Below are 12,575 nucleotides of genomic sequence, written 5' to 3' on the forward strand. Positions count from 1 at the left end.
TCCAACCCACTGCGCCAACTGTCCACCGTTTCACGTGACCTCTCCCTCGCGTGCTGCCACTGAATTGGGAAAGCAACAGGTGCGCCAACGCGTGTGAGTCATTGGGCCACTCGCAGTGTCTGCGATTGACATGAAAATGCGACCGCCCGGTCAGCGGACCGAGCGGTCGCGAACATCACGTCAGGGATTGCGGGTCAGCGCCGGAGCTTGAAGTGCAGCAGGTCCGAGCGCTGGGCCATGGAGGTGTACCAGGTGCCCTCCAGTTCGAAGGCCCCCGCGAAGTCACCGGTGACGATGACGCCCTCGCCCGCGGGCGTCAGGCGCAGGTCCGACTGGAGCACGTCGAGCACGCGGACCCAGCGCGGCTCCAGCGAGGCCGTGAAGCTCGCCACCGTCGGACGCGGCGGCGAGGTGACGCCCGGCGGCCCCACTTCGCCCAGCCCGAGCAGCCCGCCGAAGCCCCCCAGCGACACCACCAGGTTGCCCGCACCGTCCAGTACCAGGTCGTGGAAGAAGCTGGAGTGAGCGGGCGTCTGCTGGAAGTGCCGCAGCGACACCTCCTCGCCCGTGGCGCTCAATCGGCCGAGGACCGCGTCCCAGGGACCTCCCTCGTACTCGTCCGGCTCCTTGCTGAGGTAGGTGCGCCCACCGAAGACGAGGCCTCCCTCGAAGCTCGCGGCGAAGGCCACGCCGCCGTCCGGAAGCACGACGACCCCCGTCATCCTGGAGTGGTTCACGCCCATCACCCGGGACCACTGATAGGCGCCGCTCGGGCTCCATCGCACGACGAACAGGCCATTGCGGTAGACGGGGCCATCACCGAAGTCGATGCCCTGCCCCGTGGTGCCGCCCACGGTGATGTTCTCCTGCGCGTCCACCGTGAGGGCCGTGGCCTGGGCGCCTCGGATGCCCGGTGACTTGAGGGTCCTGGCCCACGCATAGGCCCCATCCCACTGGAGCTTCACGATGAAGCTGTTCGGGCGGGAGTCGTCGTAGGGGAAGGTCTTGCCGGAGTGCAGCTCCCCGCCACCGAAGTCCGTCTTCCCCCAGAAGCTGCCCGTCACCACCGCGCTGCCATGCGCGTCCGTGGCCAGGTCGAACACCGCCATCGGGTTCTCGTGGCGCACCGTGCCGTCGTCGAACCAGGCGGTGTAGCCGCGCGTCCAGTCCACCGCTCCCGACGGCGTCAGCTTCATCACGAACAGGCCCGTGTTCCCGGCCAGGGGCAGCGGGCCCTTGCCCAGGTCCGGCGCGCCCCGGTACTCACCGGCGACGAGCACGTTGCCCAGCGTCGTCACCGTCACCTTGCGGAGCTCCACACCCGGCTGGGCGAACTCGCGCGACCACGCGACGCCGCCGTCCTCACGGTGCAGCGTGACGACGTCCGTCTGCGAGGACCAGGGCGTGCTGTCCAGCGTCTGCTCCACCGCGCTCAACACGACGAAGCCGCCACCGGGCACGGGCGCCGTGTCCCTCGAACGCTCGGCCTCCGGACGGCCGGCCTGCGTGCCCTCCAGCGTCCCTCCCGCGGGGTTCGTGCCGCGATACGAGCAGAACGGCTCGCTCTCCGTGACGATGACCAGCCGGGGCGCGGCGTGCAGGATATAGCCCCAGTGCGCGTCGACCGAGGCGAAGCTCAGCCCGTCGGACGAGTCCGGCACCAGCCCGAAGGCGTGGCGACCCGGCGCCGTCACCTCGCTCGTCACGTCGTACTCCACCCACTGGTCCTTCTTCACCGGGCCCAGGTCTCCGAAGGGGTAGAGCGTGGTGGGCTGCTGGTGCCAGTTGATGGTGTACGGGTCGAAGGGCCGGGCCTTGAAGATGCGCGGGCCGCTGCCCGTCGCCTCCAGGGCGTAGAGCTGGAGCAGCACACGGCGGACCTGTCCCGGGAACGGCTGCACGTCGAAGTCCAGGTAGCTGACGGCTCCCGGCGATGCGTCCACGCGCAGCGTCGCCTCGCGATGGAACGTCCGGGTGCCGTGGAGCGCGTCGACATAGGTGTCATGCAGCGGGAGCACCGTCGTCGTCTGGAGCTCGCGGCGTGTGAGGCAGGCATCCATCGGCGCCTCGCGGGGAGTCCCCGTCCAGATGAGGAGCTGGGGAGGATTCGCCGACGACAGGTCGGACTCGCGCGAGTGGAACGTCACCGCGTCCGCGGACCTCCCGTAGAGCCCCAGCGTCACGCTCCCATTGCCGCGCACGTGCGCCGTCACGTCGTAGTCGACATAGCCCCAGGGCTCCAGGAACGGCATGCGGTCCAGCTCACGGCCCGTCTTCGTCGGGCGGGTGCTCCAGGTGACGCTCGCCTCATTCCAGGGGCCCTGGGTCGCGAAGACGGACGGGCCGCCCGTCGTGCCGTCGAACCCCAGGTGGAGCCGCAGCACCGCGCGCTGCACGGTCTCCGGCAGCCCCTGGACGTTGAAGCGCAGGTGCACCTCGCGCTCCGGGGCATTGCCCACCACGAGCGTGTCGGCGCTGCCTCCCGCGGACGACGTCGGCGCGTCGGCGGACACGAACGTGTCGGCGACGGCGACCAGGGTCAGCGGAGGGGTGGCCACCGCGAGGGGCACCAGCGGGTTCGTGGGGTGGTCCGGCGCGCTCTCGACGGTGAGCAGCAGTTGGGGGCGCAGCGCGGGGTCGGGATGCTCGCTGGAGGCGATGGTAACGGCGTCGTCCCCATCCGCCTTCAAGAAGAGGTCATTGAAGGCGTTGGGACCGACGTGGACGTTGGTGACGTCGAACTCCATCCACGAGCCATCCGGCACCACCGCCGACGTCGCGAGCCACGAGGTGGCGTGCACGGGCCGCGTGTTCCACGTCGTCTCCTCGTTCCAGCTCCGGTACACGCCCGGCCCATGGGCGGTGGGCCCATCCGAGGAGCCCTCCATCGCATACACCCGCAACCTCGCCGTGGTGATGCGCCCCTCCGGGATGGGGTCGACGAAGAAGCGCAGGTACGCCTCCGACTCGGGAGCGCGCCCCACGACCATTGTCTGTGATGAGCCGAAGCTCGACGTCGGCTGCGCGGAGGACACGTGCGTGTCCGCCATCGCGATGATGCTCACCGTGCGCGTGACCAGCGCGTCACGTTCCTGCTCGATGACTTCCGTCTGTGAAACCGAAACACCTTCCTGGGCACCCCCGCACCCACCCAGGAAGACCAGTGCCACTCCCAGACCCCCACCCACGGCTCCCAATGTCCACCGATTCACGTCATCTCTCCCTCGCGTGCTGCCATTGCGATGGGAAAGCAACAGGTGCGCCAACGCGTGCGGGCGCGAGCCCCACCGTGGGTGCCCGCGCCCGTCCCCCGCGCAACGAAGATTCGAGCCTCGCTAGGGCCGCAGCAGCAGGTGCAGCACGTCCGAGCGGCGTGACGTCGGCGTGTACCAGACGCCATCCACCTCGAACGCGCTGACCAGGTCTCCCGTGAAGAGGATGCCGCCCGGCTGCGGCGTGAGCAGGAGGTTCGACGGGAGCAGGTCGAACACCCGGACCCAGCGCGTCTCCAGCGCGTCCGTGAAGCTGGCCACCGTGGGCCGGTACGGCGCCTCCGACTCCGACGGGCCCACGTCTCCCAGGCCCAGCAGACTCCCGCCGCCCGCCTGCGTCGTCACCAGGTGCCCCTGGGCGTCCACGATGAGGTCCTGGAACGTCAGCTCACGGAACGTGCGCAGCACCACGTCCGCCCCCGTGGCGCCCAGCCGACCGAGCATCGTGTCCCGAGGCCCGCCGTCGTACTCGTCCGGCTCGCGGCTGGCGTAGGGCTGGCCCGCGAAGTCGAAGCGGCCACCGAAGTCTCCGATGAACGCGACGCCGCCGTCCGGCATGACGGCCAGGGCACGCAGGCTGCTGAAGTAGACCGGGATGACACGCACCCAGCCGAGCGCACCGCTCGCGTCCCACCGCGCCACGAACGGACCGATTCGCGCGTCCGGTCCCGCGCCGAAGTCCGTCGCCCTCCCCGCCCAGCCGCCCACGGTGACCTGCCCTCCGGCGTCCACCGCCACGCTCGTCGCCTCCGTGCCGCGCAGCGTGTCCGCCAGGAGCAGCTTCGCCCACTGATAGCCCCCCTGCCCGTCCAGCTTCAGCACGTACGAGTTCGGATACGTGTCGTCATAGGGGAACGGCTTGCCGGAGTAGACGGGCCCGGCGCCGAAGTCCGTGTAGCCCCAGAACGTGCCCACCAGCACCGCGCCGCCCTGCGCGTCCGTGGCCAGGTCGAGCACCTGCATCGGATTGTCGAGCCGCTCGTCGGCCCGCTGGAACCACGCGGTGTAGCCCCGCGCCCACGCCACCGCGCCCGACGCCGTCAGCTCCAGCACGAACATGCCGGTGCCCTGGGGCAGCGCGCCCGTCCCCAGGTCCGGTGTCCCGGCGTAGGAGCCGGCGGCGAGCACGTGTCCCCGCGCCGTCACCGCCACCCTCGAGAAGGAGACCTGCGCCTGCGTGAAGGCCCGCGTCCACACCACGCCCCCGTCCGCGCGGTGCAGCGTGACGACGTCCGTCCGCTCGGCAGACGGAGGGGCATCCCGCGTCTGCTCCCGGTGGCTGAGGACGACGAAGCCCCCGCCCGGCGCGGGCGCGGTGTGGTGCGAGCGCTCCGCCTCCGCCGCCGTGGACTGCTTCACCCACGCCGTCGTCCCCGAGGGCCGGGTGCCCCGGTACGAGCAGCGCGGCGCCGCGTCCTTGACGACGACGAGCTGGGGCGCGGCGTCGAGGATGCCGCGCTCGCTGGCCTCGGACGAGGCGAAGCGCAACCCATCCGCCGAGTCCGGCACCAACGCGAAGGCATGACGCCCCGACGTCGTCACCACATCGGTCACGTCGATCTCCACCCAGGAGTCCCGCGTCACCGCGCCCAGGTTCGCGAGGGCGCTCCCGCTCACGACGGGGCGATGGGCCCAGTCCGTCGTCGCCTCGTCGAACGGCCGCGCCGAGAACACCTGCGGTCCATTCGCCGACGCATCCAGCGTATACAGGCGCAGCAGCACCCGGCGCACGGGCTGCGTGCCCAGTTGCACGTCGAAGTCCAGGAAGCCCTCCGCTCGAGGTGCCCCATCCACGCGCAGCGAGGCCTCGCGGTGGTACGTCGTCGACGGCGTCTCCGGCGTCGCATACGTGTCATGGAGCGGAGGGACGGTGGTCGCGATGACCTCCTGTCGCGTCATGCAGTCATCGCCCGGCTCGCTCCGAGACGCACCCGCCCACACGAACAGCCGAGGCTCCAGGTCCGCGGCCTCGCGCGAGTGGAACGTCACCTCGTCCCTGGAATTGCCATACAGCCCGAAGGTGACGTCCCCGTTGCCACGCACCTGGTTCGTGACGTCGTACTCCACGAAGCCATAGGGCGCGAGGAACGGCGCCCGGTCCAACGTGCCCCCCACCCGCGCCGGACGCGTGCTCCACGTCAGGCCCGACTCGCTCCACGTGCCCTGGGTCCCGAAGACGGACGGACCGCCCTCCGTACCGTCCGCGGCCACTCGCAAGCGCAACACCGCGCGCTGCACCGTCTCCGTCAACCCCGTCACGGAGAAGCGCAGGTGCGCCTCGCGCCCCGGACTCGTGCCCACGCGCAGCGCCCGCGCCGAGCCACCCTCCGAGGAGCCCGGCGCATCCTCGGAGACGAACGTGTCCGCGCTCGGCGCGAAGGACACCGGCGCACCGGACACCGTCAGCGGCACGGGGCGCGGCGGCGGATGGTCCGACGCGGACTCCAACGTGAGCACCAGCTGGGGACGCAGGGCCGGGTCGGGGTGCTCGCTCGACGCGAGCGTCATGCCGTCCGTGCTGTCCGCGCGCAGGAACACGTCCACGTAGCTGCCCTGGGAGATGGACATGTCGCTGACGTCCAGCTCCATCCAGGTGCCGCTGGCCACGGCGCCCGCGCTGACCACGCCCCAGTACCCGCCCCAGTCCGGGCGGTTGCTCCACGTCGTCAGCTCGTTCCACGAACGCACGCCGGGCGGGTCGTACACCGTGGGGCCATCGACCGAGCCATCCACCGCGAAGACCCGCAGCCGCGCCGTCGTCACCGTGCCGGAGAAGGGCTCGATGAAGAAGCGCAGGTAGGCCTCGGACTCGGGAGCGCGGTCCACCTCCAGCGTGGGCGAGGAGCCGAAGCTCGTCGTCGGCGACGTCGCCACCACGTGCGTGTCCGCGCCCGCGCCGAACGTCACCGTCCGGGTGACCAGCTCCTCGTCACTCGACTCCGGGCGCGTGTCCGGGGACGACTCCACCGGAGGAGTGGCACTCCGTTCCCCTGGTTGGGAAGGCCCGCACCCACCCAGGAGCCCGAGCGCCACACCCAGCCCCCACCCCACCGCCCCGACTGTCTTGCGCCGCACGGCACCTCTCCCTCGTGTTCAACGAGGGAGGTCGCTGAGCAACAGGTGCGCCAGCGATTGGCCACCCGAGGACAGATGGAGCCGAGGCACCGCTCCCCCGCCTCCTCGGCGGGGGGGCGCCATCCAGGCTCAGTACACGTTGTACTTCTTGCGCAGCGCCTCGTGCTCGTCCGCGTTGCGCGAGGGGTGCAGGTTCTTCTGCGCGTCGTGCAGGTAGTACCAGAACTCGCTCGGCTTCGGCGCCATGGCGGCCTGGAGCGACTCCACCGTGGGCGCGCCGATGGGACCCGGCGGCAGGCCCTTGCGGTGCCGCGTGTTGTAGGGGTCCTCGGGGTCTCGCAGGCGCTTGAGGAACTCCTTGCGGTCGTTCCACTGCGCCAGCACGTAACGCGACGTCGCGTCCACGCCGAGCGGGAAGCCCTTGTCCACGCGCTTCCAGAGGATGCCCGCCACCAGGGGACGCTGCGCGGGCACCGGCTCCTCGCGCTCCAGCATGGAGGCCATCACCACCACCTCGTGCAGCGAGCGGCCGCTCCTGGCGATGGCGTCCTTGTTCGGCGTGTAGAAGCGCGCGGCGAAGGCGTCCAGCTGCCGCTGGATGAGGTCCTCCACGTCCACGTCCCCTGGGATGATGCCGTACGTCTCCGGGTAGAGGTAACCCTCCAGCGTGGTGACGGGCAGCGGGAACGGCGCCTTGAAGCGGCTGGGGTTGCTGGCCGCCGCGATGTACTCGCCCGGCTTGATGAGGTTCGCCGCGACGAGCGCCGCGTCCGTGTCGCGAAGCCGCCAGCCCTCCACCACCACGAAAGGGATGTCGTCCGGGAGCGGGTTGCCCTCCAGCGCCTTGGCCAGCTCCGCCACCGTCATGGACGGGCTCACCGGATGACGCCCCGCCTTGGGCGAGAACCCACCCCGACGGAACAGGTGGTAGCGCCAGACCCTGGTGTCCGAGAGCAACCCCTGCGTGACGAGCAGGCCGCCCAGGCCCCTGCCCGAGGTTCCCTTGGGGACGGTGAACTCCACCACGGGCGCACCCGGAGCGGCGACGGCCTTGTTGACCGCCCCCTCCATCACCACGAAGGCACCCACACCCGCCACCGCCGCCAACACGATGACCACTGCCAGAGCCGCGAGGACTTTCTTCATCGCGGCGCAGGGTAGCACCGCCGACGCGGCCTGCATCCTTCCGTGTCATCGGATGTCCGCTCCCAGGCGCTCCCCTGCTGGCCAGCCTGGTCGGCTCCCTCCGCCTGGCACCCGAATCGTCGTCCGTCCGCGCGCCCGGGTTCAATGGCGTCCCCTGATTCAGGTCCCCATCTTCGCGACGGTTGCACCCACCCGAAACGCGAGGACACGCCATGGCGACACAAGCGTCCACAGGGGCCGGGAAGATCTCCGGCAGCTACCTCACCACCCGCGACGGCACGCAGATCTACTTCAAGGACTGGGGCCCCCGGGATGGCCAGCCCGTCGTCTTCTCGCACGGCTGGCCGCTGTCGGCCGACGCGTTCGAGGACCAGATGATGTTCCTGTCGGACCGCGGCTATCGGACCATCGCGCATGACCGGCGGGGCAATGGTCGCTCGTCACAGCCGTGGAGCGGGCATGACATGGACCACTTCGCGGACGACCTCGCGGAGCTGACCTCGGCGCTGGGGTTGAGCAAGGCCGTGCACGTGGGCCACTCGACGGGCGGTGGCGAGGTGGCCCGGTACATCGGCCGGCATGGCACCTCGCGCGTGGCGAAGGCGGTGCTCATTGGCGCCGTGCCCCCCATCATGCTCAAGACGGACTGGCACCCCAACGGGCTCCCCATGAAGGTGTTCGACGACATCCGCGCGGGCGTGCGCTCCGACAGGGCGTCGTTCTTCCGCGAGCTGAGCCTGGCGTTCTTCGGCTTCAACCGCCCGAACGCGAAGGTCTCCGAGGGACTTCGTGACACGTTCGTCATGCAGGGGCTGATGGCCTCCATCAAGGCCGAGTACGACACCGTCAAGGCCTTCTCGGAGACGGACTTCCGCGCGGACCTGGCGAAGTTCGACGTGCCCACGCTGGTCATGCACGGTGATGACGACCAGATCGTCCCCTTCGAGGGCGCGGGCAAGCTCACCGCCACCCTGGTCAAGGGCGCGAAGCTCAAGGTCTACCCCGGCTTCAGCCACGGCATGTGCGCGGTCAACAAGGGCATCATCAACGAGGACCTGCTCGCCTTCATCCAGGGCTGACGCCACCACGGGCCGCGCGGACACGCCCCGTTCGCGCGGCCCGTCGTTCTTCTCCAGGTGAGGACAGCCCTCGAGCGGATTCGCGTGCGACGCGGACGTCCGACGTCCGTTCATGACGCAAGCCCCCCCGGCCTCGGCTCCCTTCGAGGTCAACCATGTGGTCGTCACGGATGCGAACGCGAGCCATCGCGGCGTTCGTCCTTTGTCTCGGGGTGTCGGGCGTTCAGGGGCGCGCGTGGGGTGCCACGCCACAGTCGGGGCCCGTGCTCTCCACGGAGCGGCCGGCAGGCGCCACGAGACGGGGCCCGGCGCACCTGAGCCAGACCGAGTCCGCCCTCGCCTGGGGCACCTCGACCTACCTCGCGGCCTGGGTGGACGAGCGCCACGGCATCCATGGGGAAGGCGGAGAAGGGACGCAGGTCTACGCGACCCGGCTGAACGCCTCGGGGGAGGTGCTGGACCCCGCGGGCATCCGGTTGACCCGGGGCTCCCATGTGCCGCTCTATCAGCAGGGCATCTCCATCGCCGGGGACAGCACGGGCTTCCTCGTGGTCTGGCAGGACGCCTCGGTCGACGGCAACACCGTCGCGCCCCTGCGCGGCACACGCGTGGGCGCGGATGGACAGGTCCTGTGGGCCGACCGGGAGTTGCTCCGCCCGAAGCCCGGCACCTCCACGCGGACCAGCCTGGCATTCACCGGTGACGGCTATCTGCTGGTCTGGGACGAGGAGTCGGACATGGGGGTGGAACACGTTCGCGCCACGCGGGTGGAGCTGGATGGAACGGTGCTCGACCCCGACGGCGTGGAGCTGGGCGAGGGCGGCGCCGGGACAGTGACCTGGACACCCCAGGGCGGGTTCATCACCTACGGGTCCCGGGGCGTCTGGGGCGTCCGGGTGAGCACACGTGGAGAGGCCCAGGGGAGCGCGTTCCGCATCAGCGCACCTGAAGCCACGCGCGCCAGCCCACCCCACCTCGCGTCCGATGGCACGAACCACCTGGTCGTCTGGACCGAGCCGGAGGCGGAGAACAGCGGGAGACAGAACGTCATGGGCGCGCGGGTCAGCGCCACGCAGGGTGTCCTCGGGGCGCCGTTCTCCCTCCACGACGCCCCCGCCTTCCAGCCCTCTCCGCAGGTCGCCTTCAATGGCACGAACTACGTGGTGACGTGGCAGGACGACCAGAGCCTCAACAGCGCGCGTGTCACCACCGTCTACGCCAAACGCGTGTCTCCGGCCGGCGCGGTGCTGGATGCCAGCGGCTACATCGTGCGGCGCAACCCGGGGAACGTCTTCCTCTTGCAGGAGGCGATGGCGGCCTCCGGCACGGACATCCTCCTCGTCTGGCAGAGCGACTTCGAGGCCCCCGACTCCACCCTCCACGCCTCGCGGCTGGACAGCACGGGAGCGCTCCTGGAGGACCATCTCCTCGTCTCGTCGTCGTCCAACCCCCAGCTCTCGCCCGCGCCGGCCGCGGGTGGCAATCACCACCTGGTGGTCTGGAGCGAGCCGAACGCGCTCCCGCAGGGCTCGGACATCTTCGGCACCTTCCTGGATGACGCGGGCGTCGAGCTGACACCGGGCGGCTTCGCCATCACCCAGTCCGCGAGGGACCAACAGCACCCCGCCGTCGCGTTCGACGGCACGAACTTCCTGGTGACCTGGACGGAGACCGACTCCGACACCGTCGACATCATGGCGCGACGGGTCCCCGCGTTCGGGGCCCCCGTCACCCCCGAGTTCCGCCTCCAGCCCAACGAGAGGCCCTCGGCCCGGCCGAGGCTCGCGTGCGACACGAAGACGTGCTTCGTGGCCTGGTACTCCCAGAGCTCCGACCCATCGTGGGACAGAATCGTCGGCAGCTACGTGGGCCCGGATGAAGGTGCGCCTTCCCAGCTCTCATCCACTCAGATCATCGGGCGCGGCCCCCTGGAGCAGGACCTGTCGGTCTCCTTCGATGGAAGTCACTTCCTGCTGGTCTACAGCTCGGGCTTCAGCACGGGCGCGAACCTGATGCGCGTCGAAGGCAAGCGCGTGGCGGCGTCTCCCAACCAGCCCGCCATGAGCACCTTCCCCATCAGCGGGGAGTCACCGGGCCTGCGCGCTCCATCCGTCGCGTTCGATGGGACGAACCATGTTGTCGCGTGGATGGAGGGCTCGCAGGTCCGCGCCGCCCGCGTGAGCCCCGGTGGCGCCGTGCTGGACACTCCGGCCTGGGAGATGTCTCCCGTGGAGGCCTCGCTCGAGCAGCGTCCGAGGGTCGTCTCCGACGGAATCTCCTCGCTCGTGCTCTGGGCCTCGCGGCCTCCCGAGGGCTCGACGCTCAACACGATTCATGGCACCCGGACGATGGCGTTCGACAGCACCCCGGGCACGCCCCAGGTCCTGGCCGCCGCGCCGTGGAGCGACACCTTCGCCGCGGGCACGTCCGTGAAGCGCGGGCAGTTCCTCGTGGCCTACTCCCGGTTCGAGGGGCCGCCGCATGGCACACACCGGGTCTTCACGCGCGCTGCCCGCTACAACACCGCGCCCCAGGTGACGGACCGTTCGTACGACCTGGTGGAGAGCACGCCGCTCGACCTCACGCTCACCGCGCGCGACGTGGAGGGTGACGACGTCACGTTCAGCGTCAGCGAGAGGCCAGCGCACGGAGCGGTGACGGGCACACCGCCCGACGTCACGTACACGCCCGAGTCCGGGTTCCGGGGCGAGGACCGCTTCCAGTTCACCGCGACCGATGCCCAGGGCATGGCGAGCACCGCCACCGTCCGGGTGAAGGTCCTCCGCGCGCCCGTGGCCCCCCAGGTGGAGCCGCTCGGCATCGAGTTGGACGAGGACACGAGCGTCACCCTCCGCTTGCTGGCCACGGATGAGAACGGCGATGTGCTGACGTATCTGATCGGCCCGCTGCCCATGCACGGCACGCTCATGGGGACACCGCCGGACCTCTCGTACACGCCGCACCCGGACTTCAACGGCACCGACTTCTTCGAGTACGCCGCGAGCGATGGCGACCTCGAGTCCGCGCGGGTCCGGGTGAGCATCACCGTGCATCCCGTCGATGACGCGCCGGTCGCCGAGGACTCGTCCTATGCCGTGGACCGGGACGCCTCCGTCGCCATCGTGCTGAAGGCCCACGACGTGGATGGAGATGCGCTCACCTACTCCGTGGCGCAACCGCGGAATGGAACGCTCACCGGCACCGCGCCGAACCTGGTCTACACGCCCTTCCCCCATGCCCGGGAGGACGAGTCGCTCGTCTTCACCGTGAGCGACGGGAAGCGTGTAGCCACGGGCACCGTCACCATCGATGTCCGGTTCCTGAACGTGCCGCCCTTCGCCGTGGATCAACAGCTCTCCGTCAACCCCGGCGAGAGCATCGACATCGAGCTCGACGTCGAGAACCTGGACGGTGACGTGTTGACCTACGAGCTCACCGAACGGCCCGCCTCGGGCACGCTGTCCGGCGAGCCGCCCCACCTGCGGTTCCAGGCGAGCGCCTCGTTCACCGGCCAGGTGTCCTTCACCTACGTCGTCAGCGATGGTCTGGAGTCAGCGACCGGCCGCGTGTTCATCCGGTCTCTGGCCAGACCGGTGGATCCGCCCGCCGGGAAGTCGGGAGGATGCTCGTCGTCCGGCGGCGCACCGTCGCTGATGCTGGTGCTCGGCGTCCTCGCTCTGCTCGCGCGGCGACAGCGCGCCCTCGGCCTCGTGAGGGCACGCGCCACGAAGCACCTCGGCTGAAACCGGGAGTCATGCGTGGGCCCGCGTCGCTTCGGGCCCACGCGCGGCATTCGAGGCCACCTCATGGAAGCCTGGCTTCAGCCGTCCCGCGGGCGCGACGGTGCCCCACGCATGCGGAAGTCATGATGATTCCGTGATGAGCGCCTTCGCCCCTTCGGGTTGAAGTGCCACCGACGAAACACCCCCCCGGCCTCGACTCCCAGCGAGGTCAGACATGTCGTCATCGTGGATGCGAGCGCGAGCCATCGCCGCGCTCATGG

General features: G+C 70.2%; 5 protein-coding genes. 2 read left to right on the forward strand and 3 right to left on the reverse strand.

The window, feature by feature from the left end; translation table 11 throughout:
• Window positions 1-194: 194 nt before the first annotated feature.
• From K8625_RS21360 to mltG, 3 genes are all read right to left on the reverse strand, one after another.
• Complete coding sequence (locus K8625_RS21360) at window positions 195-3,170, reverse strand: DNRLRE domain-containing protein (protein WP_223783740.1); 2,976 nt, start codon at window positions 3,168-3,170, stop codon at window positions 195-197.
• Window positions 3,171-3,335: 165 nt separating this feature from the next.
• Entirely contained in the window at window positions 3,336-6,239 is a 2,904-nt protein-coding gene (locus K8625_RS21365; RefSeq protein WP_223783741.1) for a DNRLRE domain-containing protein, read from the reverse strand.
• Window positions 6,240-6,476: 237 nt separating this feature from the next.
• The gene (mltG, locus tag K8625_RS21370; RefSeq protein WP_141330544.1) at window positions 6,477-7,493 is read right to left on the reverse strand and encodes an endolytic transglycosylase MltG; all 1,017 of its coding nucleotides are present in this window, start codon (window positions 7,491-7,493) and stop codon (window positions 6,477-6,479) included.
• Between the two features lie 212 nt (window positions 7,494-7,705).
• Here mltG and K8625_RS21375 point away from each other — a divergent pair, with 212 nt between their 5' ends.
• Window positions 7,706-8,572 carry an alpha/beta fold hydrolase gene (locus tag K8625_RS21375; protein WP_223747271.1) on the forward strand — a complete coding sequence of 289 codons (867 nt, stop codon included), beginning with the start codon at window positions 7,706-7,708 and terminating at the stop codon, window positions 8,570-8,572.
• Window positions 8,573-8,835: 263 nt separating this feature from the next.
• Window positions 8,836-12,315 carry an Ig-like domain-containing protein gene (locus K8625_RS44505; RefSeq protein ID WP_223783742.1) on the forward strand — a complete coding sequence of 1,160 codons (3,480 nt, stop codon included), beginning with the start codon at window positions 8,836-8,838 and terminating at the stop codon, window positions 12,313-12,315.
• Window positions 12,316-12,575: the final 260 nt, after the last annotated feature.

The sequence above is a fragment of the Myxococcus sp. AS-1-15 genome, assembly GCF_020037055.1.
Taxonomy (GTDB): domain Bacteria; phylum Myxococcota; class Myxococcia; order Myxococcales; family Myxococcaceae; genus Myxococcus; species Myxococcus fulvus.

Bases quoted from the DNA above. Each gene is read 5' to 3' on its own strand.
- K8625_RS21375 (WP_223747271.1), top strand. From the start codon at position 7,706: ATGGCGACACAAGCGTCCACAGGGGCCGGGAAGATCTCCGGCAGCTAC.
- mltG (WP_141330544.1), bottom strand. From the start codon at position 7,493: ATGAAGAAAGTCCTCGCGGCTCTGGCAGTGGTCATCGTGTTGGCGGCG.